This window comes from Pseudomonas chlororaphis (genome assembly GCF_001921865.1).
GTDB lineage: Bacteria > Pseudomonadota > Gammaproteobacteria > Pseudomonadales > Pseudomonadaceae > Aquipseudomonas > Aquipseudomonas chlororaphis_D.
The window spans coordinates 1-26,968 of the sequence record NZ_MSCT01000017.1; the positions used below are offsets into that span (position 1 = coordinate 1).

Here is a 26,968-nt window from a genome sequence, read left to right on the forward strand (position 1 = left end):
CGCGCACCATCTCGAACAGCACCGCGCAGGCTTCCGGAGTGCCGAAGTCGTCGTTCATCACTTCGGTGAACCGCGCGACGAAGGCTTCGCCACCGGCCGGCGCCACGTTCGGCAGGCCTTTCAACGCGTGGTAGAAACGCTCGAGGGCGCCTTTGGCGTCCTTGAGGTTGTCTTCCGAATAGTTGATCGCGCTGCGGTAGTGGCTCGATACCAGCAGGTAACGCACCACTTCCGGATGGTACTTGTCGAGCACGTCGCGGATGGTGAAGAAGTTGTTCAAGGACTTGGACATCTTCTCGCCATTGATGCGGATCATGCCGCAATGCATCCAGGCATTGGCGTAGGTCTTGCCGGTGGCTGCTTCGCTCTGGGCGATTTCGTTTTCATGGTGCGGGAACTCGAGGTCGCTGCCGCCGCCGTGAATGTCGAAGGTTTCGCCCAGGCAGCAGGTGGACATCACCGAGCATTCGATGTGCCAACCCGGACGCCCGGCGCCCCATGGCGACTCCCAGCTCGGCTCGCCCGGCTTGGCGGCTTTCCAGAGCACGAAGTCCAGCGGGTCCTGTTTCGACTCGTCGACCTCGATCCGCGCGCCGATGCGCAGGTCTTCGATCTTCTTGCGCGACAGCTTGCCGTAACCCATGAACTTGCCGACGCGGTAGTACACGTCGCCGTTGCCAGGGGCGTAGGCATAACCCTTGTCGATCAGGGTCTGGATCATTGCGTGCATGCCCGGGATATGGTCGGTGGCCCGCGGCTCCATGTCCGGCTTCTTGATGTTCAGGCGCGCTTCGTCTTCGTGCATCGCCGCGATCATGCGCTCGGTCAACGCCTCGAACGACTCGCCGTTCTCATTGGCCCGATTGATGATCTTGTCGTCGATATCGGTGATGTTGCGCACGTAGGTCAGGTCGTAGCCGCTGAAACGCAACCAGCGGGTCACCAGGTCGAAGGCGACCATGCTGCGGCCGTGGCCCAGGTGGCAGTAGTCGTACACGGTCATGCCGCACACGTACATGCGCACCTTGTTGCCATCCAGCGGCTTGAAGACTTCTTTGCTCTTGGTGAGCGTGTTGTAGATCGTAAGCACGTTAATTCCTTGACTGAATCACTGACCCCAGGAGTCGCGCAGGGTCACGGTACGGTTGAATACCGGTGCGCCCGGTTTCGAGTCCTTGATATCCGCGCAGAAGTAACCTTCGCGCTCGAACTGGAAACGGTCTTCCGGCTGTGCGTTGCCCAGCGAGGGTTCGGCACGACAACCAGTGAGGACCTGCAGGGAGTCAGGGTTGATGTTGTCCAGGAAACTTGCGCTGTCTTCGGCCTTCTCCGGGTTCGGCGAACGGAACAGGCGGTCGTACAGGCGCACTTCGCACTCGACGCTGGCGGCGGCCGGCACCCAGTGCACGACGCCTTTGACCTTGCGGCCCTCAGGGTTCTTGCCCAGGGTGTCCGGGTCGTACGAGCAACGCAGCTCGACGATGTTGCCATCGGCGTCCTTGATCGCTTCATCGGCACGGATCACGTAGCTGCCGCGCAGGCGCACTTCGCCGTTCGGCTCCAGGCGCTTGTAGCCCTTCGGCGGCTCTTCCATGAAGTCGTCGCGGTCGATGTAGATTTCCCGCGCGAACGGCAGCTGGCGTACGCCCAGTTCTTCTTTTTGCGGATGACGCGGCAATTCGAGGTTCTCGACCTGCCCCTCCGGGTAGTTGGTGATCACGACTTTCAACGGACGCAGTACGCACATGGCACGTGGTGCGTTCTGGTCGAGGTCCTGGCGGATGCTGAACTCCAGCATGCCGAAGTCCACCACACCGTCGGAACGGTTGGTGCCGACCATGTCGCAGAAGTTGCGGATCGACGCCGGGGTGTAGCCGCGACGACGGAAACCCGACAGCGTCGACATGCGTGGGTCGTCCCAGCCATGTACGTGCTGTTCATCGACCAGTTGCTTGAGCTTGCGCTTGCTGGTGATGGTGTAGTTCAGGTTCAGGCGGCTGAACTCATACTGACGCGGGTGCGCCGGGACCGGCAGGCTGTCGAGGAACCACTCGTACAGCGGACGGTGGCTTTCGAATTCCAGGGTGCAGATCGAGTGGGTGATGCCTTCGATGGCGTCCGACTGCCCGTGGGTGAAGTCGTAGTTCGGGTAGATGCACCACTTGTCGCCGGTCTGGTGGTGATGGGCATGACGGATGCGATACATGATCGGGTCGCGCAGGTTCATGTTCGGCGAAGCCATGTCGATCTTCGCGCGCAGCACCCGTGCGCCGTCCGGGAACTCGCCGGCGCGCATGCGGGCGAACCAGTCCAGGTTCTCTTCCACCGAACGCTCGCGGAACGGGCTGTTCTTGCCAGGCTCAGTCAGGCTGCCACGGTATTCCTTGGCCTGCTCGGGGGTCAGGTCGTCGACATAAGCCTTGCCAGCCTTGATCAGTTCCACCGCCCAGTCGTGCAACTGGTCGAAATACTGCGAGGCATAGCGCACTTCACCGGACCACTCGAAGCCCAACCACTTGACGTCGCTTTCGATGGCGTCGATGTACTCCTGGTCCTCCTTGGCCGGGTTGGTGTCGTCGAAACGCAGGTGGGTGACGCCGCCGAATTCCTGGGCCAGCCCGAAGTTCACACAGATCGACTTGGCGTGACCGATGTGCAGGTAGCCGTTGGGCTCCGGCGGGAAGCGGGTCACGATCTGCGTGTGCTTACCCGAGTCCAGGTCCGCCTGGATGATCGGGCGCAGGAAGTTGACCGGAACGGCCGGTCCGGTCTTGGAATTCGCGGTAGGGTCGACAGTGGGCTTGCTCATAGGATCCTTGAACGTACAAGTGCGCGGCCGGTGCGGCCTGATAAATCAAAACGGATATCATAGCCGATGCGGTCAAGCGCCTGACAGAGCGCAGCTTTAAAACTGCGGCTATTAATAGTGGGCAAGTGAAAAAACAGCCTCGAAATTCGTGGCTGTCACGCTAAACTGCGCTCCTTGGCCGCAGGATGGCCAAATCGGTCCGGAGCGCGTGCGTGTTCCCAGACCCCGGATTTTCTTGAAATGCTTCTCCTTAATAAAGAGTACCGATCATGACTCAAGTCAAACTGACCACCAACTTCGGCGAAATCGTGCTGGAACTGAACACCGAGAAGGCCCCGGGCACCGTGGCCAACTTCGTCGAATACGTCAAAGCCGGTCATTACGAAAACACCGTATTCCACCGCGTCATCGGTAACTTCATGATCCAGGGCGGCGGTTTCGAGCCAGGCATGAAAGAGAAGAAAGACAAGCGTCCAAGCATCCAGAACGAAGCCGACAACGGTCTTTCCAACGACAAGTACACCGTCGCCATGGCCCGTACCATGGAGCCGCATTCGGCGTCCGCGCAGTTCTTCATCAACGTCGCCGACAACAGCTTCCTCAACCACAGCGGCAAGACCGTGCAGGGCTGGGGCTACGCGGTCTTCGGCAAAGTGGTCGAGGGCACCGACGTGGTCGACAAGATCAAGGCCGTGGCCACCACCATGAAAGCCGGCCACCAGGACGTGCCAGCAGACGACGTGATCATCGAGAAAGCCGAGATCGTTGAGTGATATTGCTGATTTCAGATCTGCATCTGGAAGAGGAACGCCCGGACATTACCCGGGCGTTTCTGGATTTGCTCAGCGGACGTGCCCGCGCGGCTGAGGCGCTGTACATCCTCGGAGATTTCTTCGAAGTCTGGATCGGCGACGATGCCATGACCCCCTACCAGCTTTCCATATGCCAGGCACTGCGCGAACTCAGCGACAGCGGCACGCAGGTTTTCCTGATGCATGGCAATCGCGACTTCATGCTCGGCAAGGCGTTCTGCAAGGCCGCCGGCGCCACCCTGCTCCAGGACCCGAGCGTCGTCGACTTCTATGGCGAACCAGTGCTGCTGATGCACGGCGATAGCCTGTGCACCCGCGATGAAGCCTACATGCGTATGCGCCGGTACCTGCGCAACCCGGTTTCGCTGTGGATCCTCAGGCACCTGCCGCTGCGCACCCGGCACAAGCTGGCGCGCAAGCTGCGCAACGAAAGCCGCGCGCAAACCCGCATGAAGGCCAACGACATCGTCGACGTGACCCCCGACGAAGTGCCGCGGATCATGCAGGCATTCAAGGTGCGGACCCTGGTTCACGGCCACACGCACCGCCCCGCCATCCACAAGTTGCAGATCGGCGACCAGGCCGCCAAGCGTATCGTGCTGGGCGACTGGGACCGCCAAGGCTGGGCGCTGCAGGTGGATCAGCAAGGCTTCCAGCTGGCGGCTTTCGATTTTGTGCCGCCGCTGGCGCTGCCCCGCTCATGACCTGTAGCCGCTGAACGAACGCTGCGCGTTCTATCGCGAGCAAGCTCGCTCCTACAGGGGGATATGCAGTCCTTGTAGGAGCGAGCTTGCTCGCGATACTTCCCCTGCCCTACCGCGCTATCAATGCCCCGCCGACGCCGGCCCGGCCTTGGCGGCGAACGGCGGCTTGGCCAGCCACACCAGCAGGATCAGGCCTATGAACACCCAGCCCAGCAGCGTGAAGTAGTCCACGGTCGACATCATGTACGCCTGGCTGGTGAGGATCTGGTCCAGTTGCGCGTAGGCCTGGTTGCCGGCGCCGCCCAGGGTCGTCAGGGCGTCACGGGTGGCCGGCTCGAAGGTGCTGATGTTTTCGCTCATGTAGGCATGGTGCTCGTTGGCCCGGCGAATCCAGATCCAGGTGGTCAGCGAGGCGGCGAAACTGCCGCCCAGGGTCCGCAGGAACGTGGCCAGGCCGGCACCGTCGGCGATCTCGTGCGGCGGCAGGTCCGACATCAGGATGCTCAGTGTCGGCATGAAGAACAGCGCCACGCCGATGCCCATGAACAGCTGCACCATGGCGATGTGCTGGAAATCCACCTCGTTGGTGAAACCGGCGCGCATGAAACAGCTCAGGCCAATCGCCAGGAACGCCAGCCCGGCCAGCAGGCGCAGGTCGAACTTGTGCGCGTACTTGCCGACGAAAGGCGACATCAGTACCGGCAGAATGCCGATCGGCGCCACCGCCAGGCCGGCCCAGGTCGCGGTATAGCCCATCTGGGTCTGCAACCACTGCGGCAAGATCAGGTTGATGCCGAAGAAACCGGCATAACCGCCCACCAGCACGATGGTGCCGATACGGAAGTTGCGGTGGGCGAACAGCCGCAGGTTGACCACCGGATGCCGGTCGGTCATTTCCCAGATCACGAACACCGCCAGGGCGACCACCGAGATCAGCGTGCCGATGACGATAAAGTTGGACTCGAACCAGTCCAGGTCGTTGCCCTTGTCGAGCACCACCTGCAAGGCCCCAACCCCGACGATCAGGCTCAGCAGGCCGATGTAGTCCATCGGCTGGCGACTGGTCACCACCGGCCGCGCCTTCAGTTGCTGCTTGACCACCCAGGCGGCGAACAGGCCGATCGGCACGTTGATGAAGAAGATCCACGGCCAGCTGTAGCTGTCGGTGATCCAGCCGCCGAGAATCGGCCCGGCAATCGGCGCCACCACTGTGACCATCGCCAGCAGCGCCAGGGCCATGCCCCTTTTCGCCGGCGGATAGACCGCGATCAGCAGGGTCTGGGTCATCGGGTACAGGGGACCGGCCACCACCCCTTGCAGCACCCGAAAGCCCACGAGTTCGGGCATGGAGGTGGAAATCCCACAGAGAAACGAGGCCAACACGAACAGCAGCGTGGCCCAGATAAACAGCTTCACCTCGCCAAAGCGCCGGCTCAGCCAACCGGTCAGCGGCAAGGCGATGGCGTTGCTCACGGCGAACGAAGTGATCACCCAGGTGCCCTGCTCCGAACTCACCCCCAGGTTGCCGGAAATGGTCGGCAAGGCCACGTTGGCGATGGTGGTATCGAGCACCTGCATGAAAGTCGCCAGCGACAGGCCGATGGTGCTGAGCACCAGGCTGGGCGGCGTGAAAGAGGCGTTATTGCTCATCGCGAATCCTATGAAGCGAAGCAGGCGCCGCGGCCGCTAACGGCCACGGCAAGGGGATCGGCGAATCAGCGCTGCACGGTCTTGCCGACGGCGGCGCTGTTGTCATGGATCAGCCGGGCGATCAGCGCATCGGCTTCGCCCAACTGGCGGTCGTAGACGCTGGTGGTGAACGAGGCCTTTTGCGGCGGCTGCTGGGCCAGCACCGGGCCGCTCTGGTCATGCAGGTCGACATTGACCACCGTCGACAGGCCGACCCGCAGCGGGTGCTTGGCCAGCTCTTCGGCGTTCACGTGGATACGTACCGGCACCCGCTGCACGATCTTGATCCAGTTGCCGGTGGCGTTCTGCGCGGGCAACAGGGCAAAGGCACTGCCGGTGCCGGCGCCCAGGCTGTCGACGGTACCGTTGTACTTGACCTCGCTGCCGTAGATATCGGCCTCGATGTCCACCGGCTGGCCGATGCGCATGTCACGCAGCTGGGTTTCCTTGAAGTTGGCGTCGATCCACAGCTGGTCCAGGGGGATCACCGCCATCAACGCGGTGCCTGGCTGGACCCGCTGGCCCAACTGCACGGTGCGCTTGGCGACATAGCCGGTCACCGGCGCGATCAGGGTGCTGCGGGCGTTGGTCAGGTAGGCCTGGCGCAGTTGCGCGGCGGAAGCCTGCACGTCCGGATGGTTGGAGACCACGGTGTCGTCCACCAGCGCGTTGGTGGTATTGAGCTGCTGCTGGGCATTGGCCAGGGCGTTCTGCGCCGAGGTCAGGTCGTCGCGGGCGTGGGACAGTTCTTCCTGGGAAATCGCCCCGCTGCTCGCGAGGGTCTTGCGCCGGCTGAAGTTGTCCTGGGCTTTCTGCACTTCGGCCTTCTGCGCCGCCACCTGGGCCCGCATGCCGTCGACGTTGCTGTACAAGCCGCGGACCTGGCGCACGGTGCGCGCCAGGCTGGCTTCGGCGCTCTGCAGGCCGACCTCGGCGTCGTTGGGGTCGAAGTTGACCAGCACCTGGCCTTCGTGGACCAGGTCGCCGTCGTCGGCGCCGATGCTCACCACCGTACCGGTGACCAGCGGGGTGATCTCCACCACGTTGCCGTTGACATAGGCATCGTCGGTGTTTTCGTTCCAGCGCCCGTAGAGCTCGTACCAGGCAAAGACCCCCAGGCCGCCCAGGGCGATCAGCGCGACCAGGCCCAGCAGCATGAGCTTGCGTTTGCGCGGGTTAGCGGTGTCCGCGGTGTTTTCAGCAGCGTTGTTGGTGTCGGCAGTGGCCATGATGAGTACCTTGAATTATTGGTTACGCGAGGCTGGAGTCGGGGTGGCCGCGGCCAGGTCGTCGGTCTTGAAACCACCGCCCAGGGCTTGCATCAGTTGGATCGACAGGTCGATCTGCTCGGCATTCAGGGTCGCCAGCTGGCGCTGGGCCTGCAGCAGTTGCTGCTCGATGCTGAGCACGTCCAGGTAGTTGCCGATACCCGATCCGTAGCGCTGGACCACGGTGTCGTAGGATTCCTGGGCGATATCGGTGGCGTGTTGCTGGGCGCCGATCTGCCGGCCGATGTCACGCAGTTGCGAAAGGGTGTCGCTGACATCCCCCAGGGCACTCACCAAGCTCTTGTTGTATTGCGCCACGGCCAGGTCGTAGTCGGCGTCCCGGGCATCCAGGTCGGCGCGCAGGCGGCCGCCGTCGAAGATCGGCAGCGACACGGTCGGGGCAATGTTGAAGAAGCGGCTGGCCGAACCGAACATCGCGTCCCCGAGCAACGCCTGGGTGCCGGCGGCGGCGCTCAGGTTGAGGTTGGGGTAGAAGTTGGTCTTGCCGGCGTCGATGCTCTTGCTCGCCGCCTCCACCCGCCAGCGCGCGGCCACCAGGTCCGGACGGCGGCCCAGCAGTTCCGCCGGCAGCACCGACGGCAGCGCCACCGCGCTGGCTTGCAGCACCTTCGGCCGGGCGATTTCGTTGCCGCGGTCGGGGCCTTTGCCGAGCAATACCGCCAGGGCGATCTTGGCGCTCTGCAGTTTTTTCTCGGCGTCGATCAGCGAGGCTTCGGAGCTGGCCTCCAGGCTTTCGGTCTGCTGGTACTGATACTGGCTGTCGATGCCCGAGCTCAGGCGCCTCTGGCCCAGGTCGAGCATCTGCCGGGTGCGCTTGAGGTCTTCGTCGGCCAGGTCATGGACGATATGCGCCTGGCCCAGGTCGCTGTAGGCCCGGGCCACGTCGGCGGCCAGGGTCAATTGCGCGGCCTGGCGGTCGATTTCGGCGGCGCGGGCCTGGCCCAGGGCGGCTTCCCAGGTATCGCGCTGGCCGCCCCAGAGGTCGAAGGTGTAGTTGAAGTTGCCGCTGAGGCTGCGCAGGGTGCTATAGGCCCCGCCCTCGCCGCGCGGGTCCTGGTCCCGCGCCAGGCGCGAACGGCTGGCGCCGCCGCTGGCATCCAGGGTCGGCATGCGTGCCGCGTCGGCGGCATAGGCCGCGGCGCTGGCCTGATGGGCCCGGGCACTGGCGATCTGCATGTCGGGGCTGTCGTGCAGCGCTTCGCGGATCAGCCCGTCGAGTTGCGGGTCGCCGAGGCTTTTCCACCAGTCGCTCTTCGGCCAGGCCGCCGGCGACAGGGTCACGCCATTCAGGGATTGTCCGGCCTTGAGCGTCTTGGCATCGAGGCTGACGCCCTGGGTATTCAGGCCGCTGTAATTGGCACAACCGGCCAGGCTCATGGCCAACAACACCAGGCTCAGACCGCTACGCAAGGTTCTATTGCTCATTTATTTGTCACCTACCCGCTGCACGGTGATCGGGTCGCCGGCCGCCAGCAAAATTTTCTTGAGGATCCGTTCCAGGCTTTTCAACTCCTCGGGGGTAATGGCGCCCGCCAGTTCGTTCATCGCGTCGGCGCCGATATGCGGCAGGCGGTCGGCGAGCTTCTGGCCTTCTTCGGTGAGCACCAGCCGCACTTGCCGGCGGTCGTGCTCCGAGCGTTTGCGGTCGAGAAAATCCTTCTGCTCCAGGCGGTCGAGCATGCGGGTCATCGAACCGCTGTCCAGAGACAGGTGGCGGCACAGTTCGGCCGGAGTGTCGACGCCGAACTGGGCCATGATGATCAGCACCTTGAACTGCGCGGCGGTGATGCCGTGCGGCTCCATGTGGGTGTCGAGGATCCGGTCCTTGAGCAGGGCCGCGCGGCCCAGCAGCAGCCCGAGGTGGCAATTGTGGAAATCGTCCGGCGTGAAATGCTTCATCTGACCACCTGTTAGCTGCCCAGGCAGCGAAAGTATGTCGAGATGTTACTGCCTAGGCAGCCAATATCCAAACAATAATTAGCATGCTTACTATCAAGCCAATTGATTTTGTCCGGAAGACGCCTGGCCCGGTGATGGACAAACGGTGGAAAAAGACCGAACGCGGAAGGAAAAAGACCGCAAAAACTGCGGTCTTTTCAGTGCTCAGAAGTCGCGTTTGTAGAAGATATCCAGCGAGCTGGCGACGCCGCTGGCCGCCTCCAGATAGACCTTTTTGCTCAACTTGTAGCGCAAGGCGATGGTGTTGGCCGGCTCAAAGACCCCCACTCCGTAACGCAGGCTGAGCTTCTCGGAGATATTGCCGCTGGCCACCACGCTGGTGGTGTTGCCGCTGCCCTGGGTGTCGAGCTGGAAGTCGTCGATCCCCAGGTCCTTGGCCAGGCCGCCGGTGATGTTCGAGCTGCCCATCAGGCCCAGGCCCAGGGCGGCTTGCGCCAGCATGTTGTTGTCTTCGCCGGTGGTGCTCAACGGCCGTCCGAGCACCAGATAGGACAAGGCCTGTTCCTGGCTCATGGCCGGTTCCGAGAAGATCTGCGTGGTCGGCTGTTCGGCGCTGCCGCTGAGGCGGATACCGGCGATCACGTCGTCGGTCTGGCGGATCGCCTCGATGTCCAGGTACGGCTGGTCGATCGGCCCGGCGAACAGCAGCCGTGCCCGGCGCACGTTCAAGCGCTGGCCATAGGCCCGGTAGCGGCCGTCGTTGAGCCACAGCTCGCCGCGGGTGTCCATGTTGTCGCCGATGTGCACATGGCCTTGCAGGTTGGCGGTCAGGCCGAACCCGGCAAAGCTGAGCTTGTCCTCGCCGACCACCACGTCGATGTCCATCGCCATGGCCATCGGCGCTTTGCCCTCTTCGGTCTGGTGCCCGACGATTACCGTGTCGTCGGAAACCTTGACTGTCGACGGCGGCAATTCACGAATGGTGATTTCGCCCTTGGGCACCTGGACCTTGCCGGCGATCGCCAGCTTGTCGTCCTTCATCGATATCTTCAGGTCCGGCGCCACTTCCAGCGCCGCATAGGGTTCGACGGTGACCGGCAGTTGCGAGCCCTTCAGGCTCAAATCCACCACCAGCGCCTGGCCCCAGGCGATATGCCCGCCCAGGCTGCCCTGCCCGGTCTTGCCGCTCTTCCAGCCACCGCTCAACTGCACGCTTTCGCCGGCGATCAGCGCCTGGACTTGCAGGTCCTGGAGGCTGATGGGCAATTCCGGCCCCGAGACTTCGCCGCCGCTGAGGGCCAGGTTGCCGTTGACCTGCGGCGCCAACAAACCGCCGGAAATGCGCCCGCTGCCGTTCAGGGTACCGGCCAGCTTCTCGACCATCGGTACGAACGGCCGCGCCACCGCCAGGTCCAGGCCGCTGAGGCGGAACTCGCCGGACAGCGGTTTGTTTTTCGGCAACGGATTGATCTGCGCCTGGAGCATCAACTCACCGAGCTTGCCGCCGCTGAACGCCAACTGCGTATCGATGCGCTTGGGGCTCAGCGTGGTGTCGAGCTTCAAGGCCTGATAGGGGAAATCCAGCCACTGCTGCTTTTCCTTGACCCGCAAGGTGCCGCCGCTGGCATCCAGCACAATCAGCCCCTGCGGGCCGGCGGCCGGTACGTCCAGCTTGATATCGGCATTGAGCCGGCCTTTCCAGGCGAAATCCTTGGGCAGCCACTGCGCCAGGCTGTCGATCGGGAACTGCTTGAGCTGGTAGCGCAACTTCGGCTCGGGCATCAGCCGCTGATCCTCGCCGCACAGGCTGGCATCACCGCTGGCCCAGCAATGGGCGCCGAAGTTGAGCTTGCCGTCGGCCAGGTATTCAAGCTTGGCCGGCGCTCGCAGCTTCCAGTCCTGGCCACCCGTCTGGATATCGCCACTGGCCAGGCGCCCGCGCCAGTTGCCCTGGTTGAGGTTGCCGTCCAGGCCCAGCGCCAGCTTGAGCTGCGGGCCTTGCAGGTCCAGCTGCAGCTTCTGGTTCTTGATATCGCCCTGGCCCGCGACGGTCAGCGTACCCAGCGAGGTTTCGCCGACCTGGATACCGCTGCCCTTGAGATCGATCCGGGCCCGCTGCGCGCTGTCCAGGTTGGCGTCGAGCGTAAGGTTTTGCAGGCGATTGTCGGCGAATGCCAGTTGCTGGCCCTGCAGGTCGAGTTTGCCCTGCGGTGCTTTCAGCGTGCCGGCCAGATCGAACCGACCATTGAGCTGGCCACGCAGTTCGGGCCACAGCTGGCCGAGGCGCGGCAACTTGATGTCGAGCTGCCCGGCCAGGCGTTGCTGCAGTCGCCCGGAGCCGTTGATGCGGTTGTCGCCCAGGCGGATCTCCAGGGCGCTCAGGTTCCACTGCTCGCCGCCGCCATCGGCCTTGGCTTGCAGGATCACCGGCTGGCCGCGCAGTTTGCCCTTGAGGTCGAGGTCGGCATTGAGTTTGAGTTGCTGGTTCTTCATTTCACCCTGGCTGCGCAACGGGCCGGCCAGCGTGCCGGGCAATTCGGCGACCCAGTACGCCGGGTTGATCGCCGACAGGTCCAAGGCCGTATCCCAGGCGATGCCGTCGGCGAATTGCAGGTTCAGGTGGCCTTCGGCCTTGCCTTGGCCAGCCGCCAGCTTGAACTCGGGCAGGAAGATTTTCGTCAGGTCGCCGCTGAACGGGCTGCCGAGGCTGAAGGCGCCCGCCGGGCCATCGAGGTCGCCCTTGAAGTTGCCCAGGTAATTGCCATCGCGATAGGCGACTTCGGCGTTGAAACGCCGCACCGCCACCGCCGGCTCCTCGATCAGCGGGTACAGCCGGTGCCAGGGGAAATCCAGCCAGTCGACCTTGGCCTCGGCATTCAGGCCCTGGCTCCAGTCCAGTTGGCCGCTGAGCTTGAGGCTCTGTTTGTCGTTGGCGGTCAGGTCCAGCGCGGCGATCTGCGCGCCCTTGGCATCGACCTTGCCTTGCAGCGTGAGCGCCACCGGCCCTTGCTCGGCTGGCAGGCTGGCCTTGCCCAGCAGTTGGTAACCGGCCTTGAGGTCGCCTTTGCCGCTCAGTTCCAGCTGGTTGAGCATCAGGGTATCGGGCAGCTCGGCGCTGGCCTTGAAACCATCGGCGGTGATCCGCAGCTCGGCCGGCAGGTTCTCCACCAAGGGCTGTAGCTGCGCGCTCAAGCGACCTTGCAGGTAACCGCTGCTGTCGGCCGCGAGCGTGAGGGTTTTCAGCAGATCGCCGTCGACCTTCAGCGCCAGCGCCCACGGCTCGCCGCCGGGCGCCGGCAGGGTCAGGGTGCCAGCGGCGCTCAAGGGCCAGTCGCCGCTGGGCGACAGCAACCCCGAGAGGTTGAGGCCAAGGTCATCGCGCTGCAGGTTCAGCGAGTCGATCTGCAAGCCCTTGGCCGTCCACTGCGCCGCCAGTTGCAAGCCCTTGAGTTGCTCGCTGCCGTTGAACGACAGGCTACCGACCCGCACCTGCCCCAGCTCGATGGCCAGGGGCAATTGCACGTCGGGCAGGCTGATCGGAGCGCTGCTTTCTTCTTCCGCAGCCGGAGGAAATTGCAGGCTGACCTGCTCCACGTCCAGCTGTTCGATGCACAGGGTCATACGCATCAGGCACGCTGGCGACCAGGAGAATGTTGCTGCCTGGAGTTCGACCCGGCTGCTGTCCTGCTGCCACAACAGGTGATCAGCACTCCACTGCCCGCCCAGGCGGCCGGCAAAGTTCTCCACCGTCAGCCCCGGCACCAGACCCAGCGCCCAGCGGCTGCCGGCCTGGGTGCCGAGCAGCGCAACCAGGGCCAATACCACCACTGCCACCAGTGCCAGCAGCGTCGCCGCCGCGATCTTCAAACCACGCTTCACAGCTCTGGCCCCATGGAAAAGTGCAAACGAATGCCGCCGTCATCGTCCAGCGCATGGGCCAGGTCCAGGCGGATCGGCCCCACCGGGGACACCCAGCGCACGCCGACGCCGACGCCGGTCTTCAGGTTCGGCAATTCAAGCGTGTCAAAGGAGTTGCCCTGGTCGACGAAGGTCGCCAGGCGCCATTTTTCCGCGATCGAGTATTGGTACTCGACACTGCCGGCCACCATGTAGCGCCCGCCGATCCGGTCGCCGTCGGAGTTCTCCGGCGACAGGCTCTGATAGTTGTAGCCACGCACGCTCTGGTCGCCGCCGGCGAAGAAGCGCAGCGACGGCGGGATTTTCTTGTAGCCATTGGTGGCGCTGCCGCCGAATTGCACCCGCCCGAGAAAGCGATGGTTGTCCCATACCGTGGTCAAGCCTTTGAGCATGACGGTGCCATATAAAAGGTTGGTGTCCGAACCCAGCCCTTCCTTGCCCACCTTGGTGTCGAATTGCAGGCGATAGCCGTTGTGCGGGTCGATGCGGTTGTCGCTGCGCAGGTAGGAATAGCTGATGCCGGGCATCAACAGGGTACTCAGGCCCGAGTCGTCGCCGAGCCGGTATTCCTCGCGCTGCCATTTCAGCGAGATGACCCGTTGCCAGCCGCTGGGCAACTTGCTGTGCCACTCGGGGCCCAGGGTGAGCAACTTGCTCAAGGTATCGGTATTGGCGATTTCTTCGTTCTGGTAACCACCGGCAAATCGCAGCTTGTCGGTCAGCGGCGGGTCCAGCGGGATGTCGTAGAACAAGCCGACGTTCTGCCGCGGCGCGGAGACTTCCGCCTCCCAGCCGTAGCTGTGGCCTTCGGCGTTTACCCAGTGGCGGGTCCAGTTGGCCTTGGCCCGCGGCCCGACGTCGGTGGAAAACCCCAGGCCCAGGCCCATGGTGCGCGGCTTGCGGGTTTGCAGCTGGACCGCCACTGGGATCACTTCGGCAGCGGCCGCGGTAGGCGCCGCGTCGACCCGCACGCCTTCGAAATAACCGCTCGATTGCAGCGCCTGATTGAGCTCGGCGATCAGTTCGGAATCGTAGGGCGCGCCAGCCTTGAACGGCACCATGCGCTGCAGCAGGTCCTCGTCGAACGGCGTATCGCCGGCAAAGCTGACCTTGCCCAGTGCATAGCGCGGGCCGCTTTCGTACACCAGTTCGATATCCGCAACCCCGGCCTGGGGGTCTACGGACAGTTGCTGGCGGGTGAAGCGCCCGCTGAAAAAACCATAGCGCGAGGCCTGGTTCTGGATCAGGCGCTTGGCGTCTTCGTAAGTGCCATGATTGAGGATCGCGCCGCTTTTGAGCTGGTCGCTCTTGGGCACGCGAAAATTCTTGAGGGTGGCCGCCGGGCCGTCGACGCGAATGGTGACGTTGCGCAGATGCACCGGTTCGCCGGGGTCGATGTTGAGCACCAGGCGCGGTTTTTCGCCGCCTTTGACTTCACTGCTGATCTGCGGCTGGTAGTAGCCCAGGGCCTGGGCGGCCTTGCGCGCCTGCTCCTCGGCGCCGCGACTGAAGCGCAGCAACGCCTCCTCATCGCGCTCGCCCACGCCGCCAATGTAGCCTTCCACATTGGCCTTGAGCTCGTCGTTAGAGGGTTTGACCCTGACGTCCAATTCGCTTTGCGCCAGCGCCGCACAGCTTGTGAACAGCAGCAACAAGCCGCTGGTGAATCTTCCTGAAAACTTCATAGGCGCGAATGCTATCACGAGCGGGGAACGTGATAGAGCGCGCAAATGCGAGGAAAGTTCTGTTCAGCCGCTCGCCCGTTGCAGAACCTGTGGGTTGGCGTGGAAAAAAACATGTTCGCGGATCGGCCCGACGGCAATCTCGCCGATTTCTTCGTAGCCTTGGCGCTTATAAAACTCCAGGTAACGCGGGTTGCCGGTGTCCAGCACCACGCCCTGGGAATGCTCGTCCACCGCGCACCAGTTGTGCACGGCCTCCAGCAGTTGTTCGCCGAAGTGCTTGCCCTGGAATTGCGGATGGATCCCCAGCAGCGGCAAGACATGCACCGCCTCGCTGGGCAGGCAACCCAGCACCGCCGCGTGATACTCCAGATAGCGCCGGGTACAGCGTAAACCGGTACTGAGCACCATGCGCAGGCGCCAGGCCCAGCTCTCGGTAATGCCCAGGCGGCGCTGGGGCGGCGCGATCAGAGCGATACCGATCAACCGATCGTTGACCAGCAGGCCGATGGCCGGCAGGTCCTGAAGGAAATGCTGCTTGACCAGCTCCCGCACCGTGGCTCGCACCCGTTGCTCGTAACCCGGGCGATCGGACTCGAACAGATAACCGAAAGTCGGCTCGTGGCGATACGCCTGATACAACAGAGAACGGGCTTCACGGGCGTAGCCGCCGTCGAGCCTGTGAATGTCGGCGATGGCGGTCGAAGTTTCAGGCATGGCGATAGCTCTCCCCTGAGCCTGGCTTGGCTGGCCACGCGGCGTGCCGGCGCCCCCCCTGCCAGTGCTTGGTGTGCGTTATAGCTACGAGCCTCGAAAGCCCGCGTTCGTTCACTGCCCAAGGACCTTAGCAGCGCATCCACCCCGCCGCCACGCGGGTCGCGGCCCGACTCGTCGGCGGTTCCAGGACGGCAAGAACTCTTTACGCCCCCCAATGAATAAGGCTCAGTCGCGCAGCCCTATGGGGGAACCTGCGCCTATGCTGAGTACTGCACTCAGATTTTTCTGCCGGATTCTCGAAGAGGCCTCATCCAAGTTCAGAACCGTCCTACAGAGTTGCTTAATCATCCTTGATAGGTTCGCGAAGCTCTGCAACGAGCCATGGATCAGTCAATGCACAAGGATGATGCTCAATGCTTTCTTCTGCTCGCCTGGGCGACAAACACGTCTGCCCTCTTCCCGGCCACGGTACAACCCCTGTCGTTGCAGCGTCTGACGACATAAATATCAACTTCATGGGAGCCGCCCGCGTCGGTGACACGTGCGGTTGCGGTGCGGTCATCACGACGGGGTTTCCCTCGATCGTCCTGAATGGCCGCCCCATGGCCCACCTGGGCAGCCCTACCAGTCACGGCGGGACAATCATCAGCGGCTCCCCCGATACCTTCGGTGGCTTTGTCATGGGCTCCACGCCTGGCGCCGTGATCGTTAACTTCGCAGCCCTCGGTGCGTTTCGCCCAGACGGCTCGGTAGATGATGAAAAGATGGCGACCTTGTTAGCCGACCCGAGGCTGATCGAGAAGGCTACCGCTGCAAATGCCTTGATCGATCCCACTACGGCTTCCAAGACACCTGAAGGGAAGGTCTGTAACGACCCTGACCAGATGGAAGAACTGGCGGCCTATATTGCGGGCGAGATGAATAGCAACATCAATAGCCCGCCTGTGCGACAGATGAAGGACTTGAACAGCTTCGACCCTGCAGCGGAAACACGAAAGTACGCTGAGCTGCCGTTCTATATGCGACTTGGTCCTGGCCCGGACTTCTACAGCTTGGCCCTGGGGAAGAAAGCCAAGGCTTTTACTATCTGGACTGAGCGAGTCGGTCAGGGTCGCCCCTGGGACCACAAGCCAATACTGCAAAAACTCTTTGGTGAATACCCTTGGCACAAGCAAGGCGCCTATGAGTATTTTTACGATATTTGGTCGAACATCCATTACGGATATGTGGGTGTCGCAGGTGGGTTTTCCGAGAGTGTCCTATTGGACGGTGCTGGTGTAGAGCAAATAGGGTCAGACACCTGGCGCTTCATCAAAAACCCTAAGAGATTTGATGGTCCGCAAAGGACTGAGGGGGTTGATGGCATGCGCGCATGGGATGATGTGCCCGATAGGGTCTCGATCATTATCGGGATGAACCTATACAAGGAATATCCAAAGGGTGGCCTCACAGGGAAGATCATTATGGAAAAAGTATTGGCAATCCCCATAAGCGAATGGGCGAAAGGGGTTCAACCACATGCCTGCAAGTGAGAAAAAACTCCATTTAGGGCGGTGGCTTACAGGATTCGTTTGCTTACTTGTTGCTTGCTGGTATCTGGCTTTGCCAAGGGTCGTCATTTACTACTCAGATGAGGGCTCAGAAGAGTTCAAATACGTCTTCAATACACAGCATTCAATATTTCGACGGGACTTGATGCCGGGTGAGACAACCGGAGATGCAGGACATATTTTCCCCGATAAGGATTTCTTCATGATGTTCAATTGGTGGGCCGGTACGATCCCGCCACGGTGCATCTACATCACACCAAAACGGTGGAGAACAATGGACATTTACCTTGATGGGAACGGTAGGATCGACATCACTAAAACAGCCCCTGACGTTATTGCCCACCTGCAACAGTGTCCCGATCAACCCGATCCTTTTCGGCCCTAACGTTTCTGCCAGTGCCGCCATGAGGTAAACCTAACGATATCGTTTGCAGACAGCATTGCGATTGCCTAGGAAGTAGACCGCAAGGATACGCAGAGGGTGTCTTTCAGGGAGCCTTTAGCGAGTAGCCCCCGCTACGCCTATGCAGAGTAGCGGGCAAACCTACATATTCTTGGTACACGGTTGCTACACTGTGTCGCGCTCATCTGCGTAGATGTACCTCAAAGACCCTAGACGACTGACTCGAAGGGTCATTCAGACACCGCTTTGCCAGGACTGCCGACCATGAAGATCGTCTCGTTCAACATCAACGGGCTGCGTGCCCGCCCCCATCAGTTGGCGGCGCTGATCGACAAGCATCAACCGGACGTCATCGGCCTGCAGGAAACCAAGGTCGCGGACGAGCAGTTCCCCCTGGCCGACATCGAGGCGCTGGGGTATCACGTGCATTACCACGGGCAGAAAGGCCACTACGGCGTGGCCCTGCTCTCGCGCCAGGCGCCGCTGGCCCTGCACAAAGGCTTCGACGGCGACGAGGAAGACGCCCAGCGACGTTTTATCTGGGGCACCTTCGCCGACGCCAACGGCACCCCGGTGACCATCATGAACGGCTACTTCCCCCAGGGCGAAAGCCGCGACCACCCCACCAAGTTCCCGGCCAAGCAGCGCTTCTACAGCGACCTGCAACACCTGCTGGAAACCCGCTTCAGCAACGAACAGCCGCTGGTGGTCATGGGCGACGTGAACATTTCCCCGCAAGACTGCGACATCGGCATCGGTCCGGACAACATGAAGCGCTGGCTGAAAACCGGTAAATGCAGCTTCCTGCCGGAAGAGCGCGAGTGGATGGAACGCCTGAAGAACTGGGGCCTGGTGGACAGTTTCCGCCACCTGAACCCCGAGGTCGCCGACCGTTTCAGCTGGTTCGACTACCGCAGCCGCGGCTTCGAGGACGAGCCCAAGCGCGGCCTGCGCATCGACCTGATCATGGCCTCCCGGGGCCTGCTGCCACGGGTCAAGGACGCCGGCGTCGACTACGACCTGCGCGGCATGGAAAAACCTTCCGACCATGCGCCGATCTGGCTCGAACTGAGCTGATCGCCAGGCACAAAAAAGCCCATCCTCTGGATGGGCTTTTTTATGCGTTCAACGGCTCAACACAGCTCGACCCGAGTACTGGCGCCGGCCTGCATGATCGCCTCGATGGCCGCCTCGCGGGTCGGCTCCGAGTCGTACAGGTGGCTGACCAGGATCACCTCCTTGCCCGCCTTGAGGTTGAAGTAGGACTTTCCGCCGGGGGCGATCTTCTTTTCGTAATGATTCGCGGACACGCAGTGGGTACGAAACAGCGCAATGGCTGCCTCGGCGCTGTCGCGGCAAAGGTAACGGCCGCTTTGAAGCATGGTCTGCGCGTCCCTGGATTTCAGCAGGAACCTGAAACCCCCGCTGCCATATTGCTTCAGCTCGAACCAGCTACTCATTTCATACTCCTTCGACACAAGAAATTGCAGCCGACGCTGCATCGACGCCTGGTAACGACGAGTCCTGGCCTGCGCCGATTCCCCTCCAGACAAAGTTTTCAACTCTACTGAGCCGGCCGCGCCGGGTCTTTAGGAGCATTCCGAAAAGCCCAAGGAAGACTCTGTTCGCACTCACGAACTGTCACATCCCGGTCACGTCCCCGACTTAATCTCGCCACACTTGCCCCTGCCATAGAAGGCCATCGCCGCATGCCACGCGTTTCATCCATCAACGAACGGCATCTCTGGTGCCGTACGCTCTGCCTGCTGCTGGTCGGCTTCATTTGCTACGCCTTGCCCTGGACGGTATTCGCCGCCCTGCCGACGACCGGCGACAACCAGACGGTCCTGCGCATCCAGGGCTCGAACACCATCGGCGCGGCGCTGGGCCCGGCCCTGGTCAAGGGGTTGATGGAGGAACAGGGTCTGCTCGATATCCGGATCGAAGCCTCGGACGCCGACAATGAGCGGCGAGTCAGCGGCAAGACTGCCCAGGGCCAACGCGTCTTCGTCGAGATTGCCGCCCACGGTTCCAGCACCGGCTTTGCCGCGCTGAAGAACGCCAGCGCCGACCTTGCCGCCGCCTCGCGACCGATCAAGGACAGCGAACTGGTGGACCTGGAAGCCCTTGGCGACCTGAAGGACCCCGACGCCGAACAGGTGATCGCCATCGATGGCCTGGCCATCATTCTTCACCCGCACAACCCGCTGACACGGCTGGACACCGAGCAACTGGCGCGGCTCTTCAGCGGCGAAGTGAAAACCTGGGAAGAGCTGGGCGGTATCGGCGGCGCGATCCACCTGTACGCCCGCGACGACCGCTCCGGCACCTACGACACCTTCAAGGAACTGGTGCTGGCCCGCCGCGGCAAGCACCTCAGCGCCGCGGCAAAACGTTTCGAGTCCAGCGAGCAATTGTCCGATGCGATCAGCCGCGACCCCCAGGGCATCGGCTTTATCGGCCTGCCTTATGTACGCCAGGCCAAGGCCGTGGCGATCGTCGACGGCGGCTCGCAGGCAATGCTGCCCCTCAACAGCCTGATCGCCACCGAGGACTACCCACTGTCGCGGCGCCTGTACTTCTACCTGCCGCCCGACCACAACCCCTGGGCCACCGCCCTGGTGCGTTTCGCCCAGAGCGCCAGGGGCCAGGCCATCGTCGCGCTCAACGGTTTCATCGCCCAGACCGTACAGGCCATGAGCGTCGCTGCCGCGCCGCAGATGCCCGAGGGCTACCAGAACATCGCCCGGCAGGCCCAGCGCCTGACCGTGAATTTTCGCTTCGAGGAAGGCAGCGCCACCTTGGACAACAAGGCCCGCCAGGATCTGGCTCGCGTCGTGGACTTCCTCAAACAGCACGACAAGCTGGACAAACGGGTGATCCTGGTCGGCTTCGGCGATGCCAAGAACGATCCGGCACGGGCGGCGCTGCTGTCCAAGCTACGGGCCATGGCCGTGCGCCGGGAACTGGCGAGAAACGGTGTGGTACCGCGCGAGATCCGCGGTTTCGGGGCGCAGATGCCGGTGGCGGCGAATACCGCGGACGAAGGCCGGATCAAGAATCGACGGGTGGAAGTCTGGGTGTATTGAGGGGCTATTTGAGGACGCTATCGCGAGCAAGCTCGCTCCTACAGGTGCAGGAGCGAGCTTGCTCGCGATGGGCTATCAGTGCCCGCTGCGGAGCATTTCCTTGGGCACGTACTTGCCGATCTCGAACTTGCCGATGGCCGCGCGGTGCACTTCATCCGGGCCGTCGGCCAGGCGCAGGGTGCGCTGCATGGCGTACATGTAGGCCAGCGGGAAGTCATTGGACACCCCCGCCCCGCCATGGATCTGGATGGCCCGGTCGATCACCTTCAGGGCCACGTTCGGCGCCACCACCTTGATCTGGGCAATTTCGCTTTTCGCCACCTTATTGCCGACGGTGTCCATCATGTACGCCGCCTTCAGGGTCAGCAGGCGCGCCATGTCGATCTCCATCCGCGAGTCGGCGATCTTGTCGACGTTGCCCCCCAGGCGCGCCAAAGGCTTGCCGAACGCGGTGCGGCTCACCGAACGCTTGCACATCAGTTCCAGCGCGCGCTCGGCCATGCCGATCGAACGCATGCAGTGGTGAATCCGCCCCGGGCCCAGGCGACCCTGGGCGATCTCGAAACCGCGCCCCTCGCCCAGCAACACGTTCTCGTACGGCACCCGCACGTTGTCGAACAGCACCTCGGCATGGCCGTGGGGCGCGTCGTCGTAACCGAACACCGGCAGCGGCCGGACAATCTTCACGCCCGGGGCGTCGACCGGCACCAGGATCATCGAGTGCTGTTGGTGGCGCGGTGCGTCCGGGTTGCTCAGGCCCATGAAGATCAGGATCTTGCAGCGCGGATCGCAGGCACCCGACGTCCACCACTTCTTGCCGTTGATCACCCACTCGTCGCCGTCGCGCACCGCGCGAGCCGCCATGTTGGTGGCGTCGGACGAGGCCACGTCCGGCTCGGTCATGGCGAAGGCGGAGCGGATCTCGCCGCGCAGCAGCGGCTCCAGCCAGCGTTGTTTCTGCTCTTCGTTGGCGTAGCGCACCAGCACTTCCATGTTGCCGGTGTCCGGCGCCGAGCAGTTGAACGGCTCGGGGCCCAGCAGGGAGCGGCCCATGATCTCCGCCAGCGGCGCGTACTCTAGGTTGGTCAGGCCGGCGCCGAGTTCCGACTCGGGCAGAAACAGGTTCCACAACCCCTCGGCCTTGGCCTTGAGCTTGAGCTCTTCCATGATCGCCGTCGGCTGCCAGCGATCGCCTTCGGCGACCTGGCGCTCGAACACCGCTTCAGCCGGATAGACATAGGCGTCCATGAATGCGGTCACGCGCTCGCGCAGTTCCTGAACCTTGGGGGAGTAAGCGAAATCCATGGGCAGCTACCTTCTAGACGAGGTGGTTGAGGGCATGGAACCGATGCTAGATCAGCTTACGAAAATTTACCTAGCCTATTCTCGGCGTGTATTAACATTCATCACCGATATATGATCGACGAATCGAAGCAGCCCAGCCCTGGCAATCAGCCTCTAACCATCGCCCTAACAATAAGAGTGCAGCGCAATGAATCTGAGCAAGGTCGACCTCAACCTTTTCATCGTCTTCGACGCGATCTACACCGAAGCCAACCTGACCCGCGCCGGGCAGATCGTCGGCATTACCCAGCCCGCGGTGTCCAATGCCCTGGCCCGCCTGCGCGAGACGTTCAACGATCCGCTGTTCGTGCGCACCGCCCAAGGCATGGTGCCCACCCCCATGGCGCAGAACATCATCGGGCCGGTGCGCAATGCCCTTTCGCTGCTGCGGGTCTCGGTGCAGGAAAGCCGCATCTTCAACCCCCTGCAAGCGGTCAAGACCTACCGTATCAGCATGACCGACCTGATCGAGGCGGTGATCCTGCCGCCGCTGTTCCAGCGCCTGCGGCGCCTGGCGCCCACGGTGATCATCGAGAGCTTCTTGTCCAAGCGCCGGGAAACCACCAAGGAACTGGCCGCCGGTCGCCTGGATTTCGCCGTCGACGCCCCGCTCAATACCGACCCGCAAGTGCGCCACGTCAAGTTGATGGAAGACCGCTACGTGTGCGCCATGCGCAAGAGCCACCCCCTGGCGAACAAGGACAAACTCAGCCTCGACGACTACCTGTCGCTGACCCATATCCATATTTCCAGCCGCCGCAGCGGCCTGGGCTATATCGACCTGTCGCTGGGCAAGATGGGCATCCAGCGCAAGATCGCCCTGCGCTCCCAGCATTACCTGATGGCTTCGCAAGTGCTGCAACAGACCGACATGGTCATGACCGTGCCGGAGCGCTTCGCCCGGCGCCATGACCTGCAGGCGTTCCACCTGCCGGTCAACGATGTGCCGCCGCTGGAAACCCACCTCTACTGGCACGAAAGCACCGACCAGGACCCGGCCAACCGCTGGATGCGCGAGCAGATGATCGAGCTGGCCCAGCAGGTGATGGCCCATGAGAAGAAGCTGGAACAACCGGCCGGGTGAATGATCGCGCGCCGGCTCGCACCTGCAAGGCGACAAGGCCCCTGCAGGAGCGAGCGGGCTCGCGAATAATCCATGCTACGCCACCAGCGCATCGTCCTTGACGTATACGTCAACCTCGAATTAGCTTAGCGCCAAGACCTTTTTCGAGCGCCTCCATGAGCAGCCAGACCTACAGCATTTCCGACCTCGCCCGCGAACTCGATATCACCACCCGGGCTATCCGCTTCTATGAAGAACAAGGCCTGCTCGCCCCCGAACGCCGTGGCCAGGAACGCATTTACTCGCCCCGGGACAAGGTCAGCCTGAAGCTGATCCTGCGCGGCAAGCGCATCGGCTTTTCGCTGGCCGAGTGCCGCGAACTGATCGAGCTCTACGACCCTTCCAGCGGCAACCTGAAGCAATTGCACAGCATGCTGGCGAAAATCGCCGAGCGCCGCGAACAGCTGGAACAGCAGTTGCTGGACATCGAACAGATGAAGTTGGAACTGGACACCGCCGAAGAGCGCTGCACCCAGGCGCTGGAGCAGACCATCAAGAGCCAGCGAAGCAGCGCGCAATAATCACCGTCCAGCAGCCCCAGGCCGGCGACCGCCACGCACTCTTCCAGACAGCCCCCAGCGCCTGGTTTTACGACGACTTCGTCGCCGATCGCAGCCTGCGGCAGCGGCTACATCGGCGGCCCTACATATAAAGGTAAAGCCCCATGTCCCTCCCCACTCATGTCCGCCTGGTCGAAGTCGGTCCTCGCGACGGCTTGCAGAACGAAGCCCAACCCATCAGCGTCGCCGACAAGGTACGCCTGGTGGATGCCCTGAGCGCCGCCGGACTCGGTTATATAGAAGTCGGTAGTTTCGTCTCGCCCAAATGGGTGCCGCAGATGGCCGGGTCGGCCGAGGTGTTCGCGCAGATCCAGCGCCAGCCGGGGGTCACCTACGGCGCCCTGGCCCCGAACCTGCGCGGCTTCGAGGACGCCCTGGCCGCCGGGGTCAAGGAAGTCGCGGTGTTCGCCGCCGCCTCCGAAGCCTTCTCCCAGCGCAATATAAATTGTTCCATCAGCGAGAGCCTGGAGCGCTTCGTGCCGATCATGGAAGCGGCGAAGCAACAGGGCGTTACCGTGCGCGGTTACGTCTCCTGCGTGCTGGGCTGCCCTTACGAAGGCACGGTGGCGCCGGAACAGGTCGCTGCGGTAGCGCGCGAGTTATACGCCATGGGCTGCTACGAAGTGTCCCTGGGCGACACCATCGGCACCGGCACCGCTGGCGCTACCCGGCGGATGTTCGAGGTAGTCGGCGCCCATGTCCCCCGGGAAAAACTCGCCGGGCACTTCCACGACACCTATGGCCAGGCCCTGGCGAACATCTACGCCAGCCTGCTGGAAGGTATCGCGGTGTTCGACAGTTCCATCGCCGGGCTGGGCGGCTGCCCCTATGCCAAGGGCGCCAGCGGTAACGTCGCCAGTGAAGACGTGCTGTACCTGCTGAACGGCCTGGGCATCCAGACCGGCATCGACATGGAACAGTTGATCCTCGCCGGCCAGCAGATCTGCTCCGTACTGGGGCGCGCCACCGGCTCGCGCGTCGCCAAGGCCCGTTACCCGGGTTGAGGGGCAAACCTGTCGCAGGGTGTTACCGAGTGCTCTGGCAAACGGCCGAAACGGGTAACACGGAAACAGTTTGTCGATTTTCTAGCGGTACAGATGCAACGCAAATTTTATCAAGTCATTGATTTTAAACGATTTTAAAAAGTTGGCACGGCAACTGCTATATCTCTGGCATAACAAGAATAAAAAGCAGCAAAGCTAATAAAAATAAGACGAAACGACTCTGACATAACAAAAACAACACGGCAGAGACGCAGCTAACAGATTTTTTTGGAGAGGATGTGTTTTCCAGGGTGTCTTCAACAACAAGAGCCACCCGCAACCGGGCAGAGAACAATAAAACTACCCCAAGGTAGCTCCCGAACTGGTTGGTCGCTCACGCGAGAAAATAGATCAGCGCTCAAAAAAATACGTTTGCTCTTGATCCCGGATGGGGATCGCCAAAAACAGCGGTAAAGGGTAACGGTTGCCAAAAACAACAACAGACCGCCCCTCAATAATAAAAAAAGAGCACGCAACGACAAAATTAAAGGGGAGCTTCGGCTCCCCTTTGTGCTTTCCGGCGTTTACCTTTTCCCGCCCGGCCTTCAAAGCTCGCTCCTACAGGCGGACCATCGGCCCTTGTAGGAGCGAGCTTGCTCGCGATGACGCCATCCGTCACACCGCAGAAAATATCAGGTACGTCCGTGCAGTTCCTCGATGCTGATTTCGCGCATCCTGAACTTCTGGATCTTGCCGGTCACGGTCATCGGGAACTCCTCGACGAACTTGAAGTAACGCGGGGTCTTGAAGTGCGCGATGCGCTCCTTGCACCAGGCCTGCAACTCCCCTTCGCTGGCTGCGTGGCCGGGATGGAACTTGATCCAGGCGACGATCTCCTCACCGTATTTCGAGCATGGAATGCCGATCACCTGCACATCGGCCACCGCCGGGTGGGTGAAGAAGAACTCCTCCAGCTCCCGCGGATAAATGTTTTCGCCGCCGCGGATGATCATGTCCTTGTTACGCCCGGCGATGCATACGTACCCCTGTTCGCTCATGGTCGCCAGGTCGCCGGTATGCATCCAGCCCGCCGGGTCGATGGCCTCCGCGGTGCCCTGCGGGTTGTTCCAGTAACCGAGCATCACGCTGTAACCGCGGGTGCACAGCTCGCCGATGGTGCCGCGCGGTACGACATTGCCTGCCTCGTCGATGATCTTGCTTTCCAGTTGCGGCTGAGTGCGCCCGACCGTGGTCACCCGCAGTTCGAGTTCGTCCGCCGGCCCGGTCTGCAACGACACCGGGCTGGTTTCGGTCATGCCGTAGGCGATCTGTACTTCGCTCATGTGCATCTCGCTGATGACCCGGCGCATCACCTCGATCGGACAGGTGGCCCCGGCCATGATCCCGGTGCGCAGGCTCGACAGGTCGAACTCGGCCCGCCGGGGCTGATCGAGCATGGCGATGAACATGGTCGGCACGCCGTAGAGCCCGGTGGCTTTTTCCTCGGCCACGGCGCTCAGGGTCAGCAGCGGGTCGAAGGCATCGTTGGGGTAGATCATGGTGGTGCCGTGGGTCACGCAGCCCAGGTTGCCCATGACCATGCCGAAACAGTGATACAGCGGCACCGGGATCACCAGGCGATCCTCGTGACCCAGGCCCAGGCTCTCGCCGACCATGTAGCCGTTGTTGAGGATGTTGTAGTGACTGAGGGTCGCGCCCTTGGGAAAACCGGTGGTGCCGGAGGTGTACTGGATGTTCACCGCCTGGTCGGGGTCCAGGCTGTCCTGGCGTTCGCGCAGCGCCTCGACGCTGACCCCCGCCCCCAGATCGGCCAGTTGCGACCAGGGCAGAAAGCCCGCGGGCGGCTGCCCATCGAGGCTGATCACGCCGCGCAAGTCCGGCAGGCGTTCGCTCTGTAACTGGCCGATGGGCTGCTGCGCCAGCTCGGGCGCCAGGCCCTGGAGCATGGCGTGGTAGTCGGAGGTCTTGAACGCCCCGGCACACACCAACCACTGGCAGCCAGACTGCTTGAGCACGTACTCCAGCTCGGAACTGCGATACGCCGGGTTGATGTTCACCAGGATCGCGCCGATCTTTGCGCTGGCGAACTGGCTGATGCACCACTGCGCGCAGTTGGGCGCCCAGATGCCCAGCCGATCGCCGGTCCTGAGCCCCAGGGCCAGCAGCGCCCGGGCATGCAGGTCGACGGCTTCGGCCAGTTGCTGCCAGCTGTAACGCAACTGCTGGTGGCGCACGACCAGGGCTTCGCCCCGGGGGTATGACGCGACCGTACGATCGAACGCCTGACCGATGGTCAGCGCCAGCAAAGCCTTGTCCTGCGTGCCGCGGGTATAGCTGCGCCCCGGCGCGGATGCGGGTTGATCCATGACGACCCCT

At 62.6% G+C, this 26,968-nt stretch carries 21 protein-coding genes; 9 read left to right on the top strand and 12 right to left on the bottom strand.

Translation table 11 applies throughout. The features are described 5' to 3' along the window. Both cysS and BTN82_RS18585 read right to left on the bottom strand, forming a co-directional pair. Positions 1-1,090, bottom strand: a 1,090-nt coding sequence (cysS, locus tag BTN82_RS18580) for a cysteine--tRNA ligase (RefSeq protein ID WP_075120577.1), incomplete at its 3' end; no start/stop codon positions are given. 18 nt (positions 1,091-1,108) lie between these two features. After that, complete coding sequence (locus BTN82_RS18585; protein WP_075120578.1) at positions 1,109-2,809, bottom strand: glutamine--tRNA ligase/YqeY domain fusion protein; 1,701 nt, start codon at positions 2,807-2,809, stop codon at positions 1,109-1,111. Positions 2,810-3,078: 269 nt separating this feature from the next. Between BTN82_RS18585 and BTN82_RS18590 the strand changes: the two genes are divergently transcribed. After that, positions 3,079-3,582, top strand: a complete 504-nt coding sequence (locus BTN82_RS18590; protein WP_075120579.1) for a peptidylprolyl isomerase — start codon at positions 3,079-3,081, stop codon at positions 3,580-3,582. Further along, on the top strand, positions 3,579-4,325 hold the full coding sequence (gene lpxH, locus BTN82_RS18595; protein ID WP_075120580.1) for a UDP-2,3-diacylglucosamine diphosphatase: 747 nt from the start codon (positions 3,579-3,581) through the stop codon (positions 4,323-4,325). Before BTN82_RS18590 ends, lpxH begins: the two co-directional genes overlap by 4 nt. A 120-nt stretch (positions 4,326-4,445) precedes the next feature. Here lpxH and BTN82_RS18600 read toward each other — a convergent pair whose 3' ends face one another. From BTN82_RS18600 to BTN82_RS18630, 7 genes are all read right to left on the bottom strand, one after another. Beyond that, on the bottom strand, positions 4,446-5,975 hold the full coding sequence (locus BTN82_RS18600; protein ID WP_075120581.1) for a DHA2 family efflux MFS transporter permease subunit: 1,530 nt from the start codon (positions 5,973-5,975) through the stop codon (positions 4,446-4,448). 65 nt (positions 5,976-6,040) lie between these two features. Then, a complete protein-coding gene (locus tag BTN82_RS18605; protein WP_075120582.1) occupies positions 6,041-7,243 on the bottom strand; it encodes an efflux RND transporter periplasmic adaptor subunit in 1,203 nt (400 codons plus the stop codon). Positions 7,244-7,258: 15 nt separating this feature from the next. Then, entirely contained in the window at positions 7,259-8,728 is a 1,470-nt protein-coding gene (locus BTN82_RS18610; protein WP_075120583.1) for an efflux transporter outer membrane subunit, read from the bottom strand. Next, a complete protein-coding gene (locus BTN82_RS18615) occupies positions 8,729-9,202 on the bottom strand; it encodes a MarR family winged helix-turn-helix transcriptional regulator (RefSeq protein ID WP_075120584.1) in 474 nt (157 codons plus the stop codon). A 204-nt stretch (positions 9,203-9,406) separates the two neighbouring features. After that, entirely contained in the window at positions 9,407-13,081 is a 3,675-nt protein-coding gene (locus tag BTN82_RS18620) for a translocation/assembly module TamB domain-containing protein (RefSeq protein WP_075120585.1), read from the bottom strand. Then, a complete protein-coding gene (locus tag BTN82_RS18625) occupies positions 13,078-14,805 on the bottom strand; it encodes an autotransporter assembly complex protein TamA (RefSeq protein ID WP_075120586.1) in 1,728 nt (575 codons plus the stop codon). The genes BTN82_RS18620 and BTN82_RS18625 overlap by 4 nt, the downstream gene beginning before the upstream one ends. Before the next feature lie 63 nt (positions 14,806-14,868). Further along, the gene (locus BTN82_RS18630; RefSeq protein WP_075120587.1) at positions 14,869-15,519 is read right to left on the bottom strand and encodes a GNAT family N-acetyltransferase; all 651 of its coding nucleotides are present in this window, start codon (positions 15,517-15,519) and stop codon (positions 14,869-14,871) included. A 413-nt stretch (positions 15,520-15,932) separates the two neighbouring features. On the opposite strand from BTN82_RS18630, the gene BTN82_RS18635 reads away from it, so the two are divergent. The 3 genes from BTN82_RS18635 (at position 15,933) to xthA (ending at position 18,549) form a co-directional block, all read left to right on the top strand. Beyond that, positions 15,933-17,051: a polymorphic toxin type 44 domain-containing protein gene (locus BTN82_RS18635; RefSeq protein ID WP_075120588.1), complete on the top strand. Its 1,119-nt coding sequence runs from the start codon at positions 15,933-15,935 to the stop codon at positions 17,049-17,051. Next, on the top strand, positions 17,038-17,454 hold the full coding sequence (locus BTN82_RS31610; protein ID WP_075120589.1) for a hypothetical protein: 417 nt from the start codon (positions 17,038-17,040) through the stop codon (positions 17,452-17,454). The genes BTN82_RS18635 and BTN82_RS31610 overlap by 14 nt, the downstream gene beginning before the upstream one ends. 282 nt (positions 17,455-17,736) lie before the next feature. Beyond that, a complete protein-coding gene (gene xthA / locus BTN82_RS18645; RefSeq protein WP_075120590.1) occupies positions 17,737-18,549 on the top strand; it encodes an exodeoxyribonuclease III in 813 nt (270 codons plus the stop codon). A 56-nt stretch (positions 18,550-18,605) separates the two neighbouring features. Here xthA and BTN82_RS18650 read toward each other — a convergent pair whose 3' ends face one another. Beyond that, entirely contained in the window at positions 18,606-18,932 is a 327-nt protein-coding gene (locus BTN82_RS18650) for a DUF1508 domain-containing protein (RefSeq protein ID WP_075120591.1), read from the bottom strand. 249 nt (positions 18,933-19,181) lie between these two features. Here BTN82_RS18650 and BTN82_RS18655 point away from each other — a divergent pair, with 249 nt between their 5' ends. After that, on the top strand, positions 19,182-20,561 hold the full coding sequence (locus BTN82_RS18655) for a substrate-binding domain-containing protein (protein WP_075120592.1): 1,380 nt from the start codon (positions 19,182-19,184) through the stop codon (positions 20,559-20,561). Positions 20,562-20,636: 75 nt separating this feature from the next. Here BTN82_RS18655 and BTN82_RS18660 read toward each other — a convergent pair whose 3' ends face one another. Continuing rightward, positions 20,637-21,866, bottom strand: a complete 1,230-nt coding sequence (locus BTN82_RS18660; protein WP_075120593.1) for an acyl-CoA dehydrogenase — start codon at positions 21,864-21,866, stop codon at positions 20,637-20,639. A 187-nt stretch (positions 21,867-22,053) separates the two neighbouring features. On the opposite strand from BTN82_RS18660, the gene BTN82_RS18665 reads away from it, so the two are divergent. The 3 genes from BTN82_RS18665 to BTN82_RS18675 all read left to right on the top strand — a co-directional run bounded on the left by BTN82_RS18665 (position 22,054) and on the right by BTN82_RS18675 (position 24,592). After that, a complete protein-coding gene (locus BTN82_RS18665) occupies positions 22,054-22,989 on the top strand; it encodes a LysR family transcriptional regulator (RefSeq protein WP_075120594.1) in 936 nt (311 codons plus the stop codon). 155 nt (positions 22,990-23,144) lie between these two features. Continuing rightward, positions 23,145-23,549 carry a MerR family transcriptional regulator gene (locus BTN82_RS18670; protein WP_075120595.1) on the top strand — a complete coding sequence of 135 codons (405 nt, stop codon included), beginning with the start codon at positions 23,145-23,147 and terminating at the stop codon, positions 23,547-23,549. A gap of 143 nt (positions 23,550-23,692) precedes the next feature. Continuing rightward, entirely contained in the window at positions 23,693-24,592 is a 900-nt protein-coding gene (locus tag BTN82_RS18675; RefSeq protein WP_075120596.1) for a hydroxymethylglutaryl-CoA lyase, read from the top strand. Between the two features lie 671 nt (positions 24,593-25,263). On the opposite strand, the gene BTN82_RS18685 is transcribed toward BTN82_RS18675, so the two are convergent. Beyond that, complete coding sequence (locus BTN82_RS18685) at positions 25,264-26,958, bottom strand: AMP-binding protein (RefSeq protein ID WP_075120598.1); 1,695 nt, start codon at positions 26,956-26,958, stop codon at positions 25,264-25,266. Between the last annotated feature and the right edge of the window lie 10 nt (positions 26,959-26,968).

Bases quoted from the DNA above. Each gene is read 5' to 3' on its own strand.
- BTN82_RS18585 (WP_075120578.1), bottom strand. From the start codon at position 2,809: ATGAGCAAGCCCACTGTCGACCCTACCGCGAATTCCAAGACCGGACCG.
- BTN82_RS18590 (WP_075120579.1), top strand. From the start codon at position 3,079: ATGACTCAAGTCAAACTGACCACCAACTTCGGCGAAATCGTGCTGGAA.
- BTN82_RS18600 (WP_075120581.1), bottom strand. From the start codon at position 5,975: ATGAGCAATAACGCCTCTTTCACGCCGCCCAGCCTGGTGCTCAGCACC.
- BTN82_RS18605 (WP_075120582.1), bottom strand. From the start codon at position 7,243: ATGGCCACTGCCGACACCAACAACGCTGCTGAAAACACCGCGGACACC.
- BTN82_RS18610 (WP_075120583.1), bottom strand. From the start codon at position 8,728: ATGAGCAATAGAACCTTGCGTAGCGGTCTGAGCCTGGTGTTGTTGGCC.
- BTN82_RS18615 (WP_075120584.1), bottom strand. From the start codon at position 9,202: ATGAAGCATTTCACGCCGGACGATTTCCACAATTGCCACCTCGGGCTG.
- BTN82_RS18625 (WP_075120586.1), bottom strand. From the start codon at position 14,805: ATGAAGTTTTCAGGAAGATTCACCAGCGGCTTGTTGCTGCTGTTCACA.
- BTN82_RS18630 (WP_075120587.1), bottom strand. From the start codon at position 15,519: ATGCCTGAAACTTCGACCGCCATCGCCGACATTCACAGGCTCGACGGC.
- BTN82_RS18635 (WP_075120588.1), top strand. From the start codon at position 15,933: ATGCTTTCTTCTGCTCGCCTGGGCGACAAACACGTCTGCCCTCTTCCC.
- BTN82_RS31610 (WP_075120589.1), top strand. From the start codon at position 17,038: ATGCCTGCAAGTGAGAAAAAACTCCATTTAGGGCGGTGGCTTACAGGA.
- xthA (WP_075120590.1), top strand. From the start codon at position 17,737: ATGAAGATCGTCTCGTTCAACATCAACGGGCTGCGTGCCCGCCCCCAT.
- BTN82_RS18650 (WP_075120591.1), bottom strand. From the start codon at position 18,932: ATGAGTAGCTGGTTCGAGCTGAAGCAATATGGCAGCGGGGGTTTCAGG.
- BTN82_RS18655 (WP_075120592.1), top strand. From the start codon at position 19,182: ATGCCACGCGTTTCATCCATCAACGAACGGCATCTCTGGTGCCGTACG.
- BTN82_RS18660 (WP_075120593.1), bottom strand. From the start codon at position 21,866: ATGGATTTCGCTTACTCCCCCAAGGTTCAGGAACTGCGCGAGCGCGTG.
- BTN82_RS18665 (WP_075120594.1), top strand. From the start codon at position 22,054: ATGAATCTGAGCAAGGTCGACCTCAACCTTTTCATCGTCTTCGACGCG.
- BTN82_RS18670 (WP_075120595.1), top strand. From the start codon at position 23,145: ATGAGCAGCCAGACCTACAGCATTTCCGACCTCGCCCGCGAACTCGAT.
- BTN82_RS18675 (WP_075120596.1), top strand. From the start codon at position 23,693: ATGTCCCTCCCCACTCATGTCCGCCTGGTCGAAGTCGGTCCTCGCGAC.
- BTN82_RS18685 (WP_075120598.1), bottom strand. From the start codon at position 26,958: ATGGATCAACCCGCATCCGCGCCGGGGCGCAGCTATACCCGCGGCACG.